Origin of the sequence: Collinsella sp. TF10-11AT (genome assembly GCF_003437565.1) — a bacterium.
Lineage (GTDB): Bacteria > Actinomycetota > Coriobacteriia > Coriobacteriales > Coriobacteriaceae > Collinsella.
Genome location: NZ_QSQW01000030.1, coordinates 1 through 1750, shown reverse-complemented (window position 1 = coordinate 1750; position 1750 = coordinate 1). Strand labels below are relative to the sequence as shown.

Below are 1750 nucleotides of genomic sequence, written 5' to 3'. Positions count from 1 at the left end.
AGCTGCTTGGTGAGCACCAGGCGGCCGAGCATGGCGAAGCCCATGGCAGGCAGGATGTTGGCGGCAACGCCAAAGCCAGCAAGGACAAAGGGCGGGATGAAGTCGAGCAGGCCCTGGATGGCGTCAGCACCCAGATAGAACGACAGCGAGCACAGCAGGAACGCCATGATGATACCGGTCAAACCGATCAGGAAGTGCATCGCATAGACACCCTTAAGGTTGCCCTGGCCGGAGAAGACATCAGCGCGGTCAACCAGGATCGGCAGGGCGGCGTTGAGGATGTTCTTGATGGCAAGGCACAGCGTGGCGATGGGCATGGCAAGCGCAATGGCTGCCTCGGTGCTCTGGCCCAGCTGGATAGCGAAGGCGCAGGCGAGCACGCCGCCGATCGTCTCATCAGGCGGCACGTAGGCGCCGATGGAGATCGAGCCCATGAACAGCAGCTCCAGACTCGCACCGATCGCGAGGCCGGACTGCAGGTCCCCCAGCACCAGGCCCACGAGCGGGCACAGGACGATGGGGCGGAACGCGTAGAGCGTACCGAGCTGGCAGTCGAACTTACCAAATGCGGCGATAAGTCCGATGAGGATTGCTTGGGTAAGCATATATCCCCCTTTCCTAATAGGACACTACGAAGAGCTCAGGCTCTTCGAAATTGAACGCCTAGAGCACGCTGGCGCAGTCAACCTTGGGGTCATCGGCCAGGGGTCGAATCTCGACCTCAACGCCACGATCCAGCATCTCGCGCACATCGGCTTCCTCGGCCGCGGTCAGGAAGACCTGACGAGAGACCTGACGAGCATCGGGACGCTTCTCGTCCTTGGGCTTGGTGTTGCCCAGGTTGACCGACTTGATCTGCGGGCAGCCCTCAACAAGCTGCTTTGCCTCAGCAATAGTGGCGACACAGATGATCATCTTGTACTTGTCGGTCACGCCCGAGTTGATAGCTTCGATTGCATGCTCCATATCTTTGATGACGAGCTTGCAGCCGGCAGGCTTGCCCATCTTAAGCGTCGTCTTCCACACCGGGTCGTTAGCGACCTTATCGCCCACGCAGAAGATGCAGTTGGAGCCAAGGCCCTGAACCCAGGAAACTGCGACCTGGCCATGAAGCAGGCGATGGTCAACGCGAAGTAGCTGAATCATAATGTGACCCCCCAAAGGTCTTGTGCCGTCTTACGGCGTGTCAGTAGGTGCTGCGGATTAGAACTCTTCTTCCTCGTCGTCATCGACCAAAAGATCGTTGACAAACTTCACGCGCGTATCGTCCGCAGCGACGATGGCGCGAATCGTCTCCTCAACCGGCGCCGACTCGTCAGAGAACAGCAGCTGGATGAGGAGAGGAAGGTTCATGTTGGTAACGAGGTACGTGCGGGGACGCGTCTGGACGATCTTGGTGAACTCGTTGTTGACGCTGCCGCCAAAGAGGTCGGTGCAGACAACGACATCATCGTCAGCAGACATGCCTGCCAGCAGTTTTTGGGCCTCCTCGGCCACGTCCATGCGGCCATCGACGAACATCGAAAGATCGTGGACGTTGTCGCGAGCGCCCGAGAGCAGTTCGACGCTCTCCTTGATGCCGGTAGCGAAGTGCGCATGGCTGGCGATGATGTACTGTCTCATTCTGTGTTCCTCTCAATAGCCCGGCACGTTCCCGCACCCGTTTTCTTTAGTAGTCGAACTGGTGATAGTAGCGACGATACTTGAGGTTGTGCTTGGTGACCGTCTCGTAGTAGCGAGCCAGGCGGTC

The 1750-nt window shown here is 58.7% G+C and carries 3 protein-coding genes; all 3 read right to left on the bottom strand.

The genetic code is table 11. The features are described 5' to 3' along the window. Positions 1-605, bottom strand: a 605-nt coding sequence (locus tag DXC99_RS10195) for a PTS sugar transporter subunit IIC (protein WP_147329363.1), incomplete at its 3' end; no start/stop codon positions are given. A 58-nt stretch (positions 606-663) separates the two neighbouring features. Continuing rightward, positions 664-1146, bottom strand: a complete 483-nt coding sequence (locus DXC99_RS10190) for a PTS sugar transporter subunit IIB (protein WP_117630086.1) — start codon at positions 1144-1146, stop codon at positions 664-666. 57 nt (positions 1147-1203) lie between these two features. Next, complete coding sequence (locus tag DXC99_RS10185; protein ID WP_035137739.1) at positions 1204-1623, bottom strand: PTS sugar transporter subunit IIA; 420 nt, start codon at positions 1621-1623, stop codon at positions 1204-1206. Positions 1624-1750 lie beyond the last annotated feature (127 nt).

What these genes read in the sequence shown, in the direction of transcription:
- DXC99_RS10190 (WP_117630086.1), bottom strand. Translation starts at nt 1,146, where the DNA reads ATGATTCAGCTACTTCGCGTTGACCATCGCCTGCTTCATGGCCAGGTC.
- DXC99_RS10185 (WP_035137739.1), bottom strand. Translation starts at nt 1,623, where the DNA reads ATGAGACAGTACATCATCGCCAGCCATGCGCACTTCGCTACCGGCATC.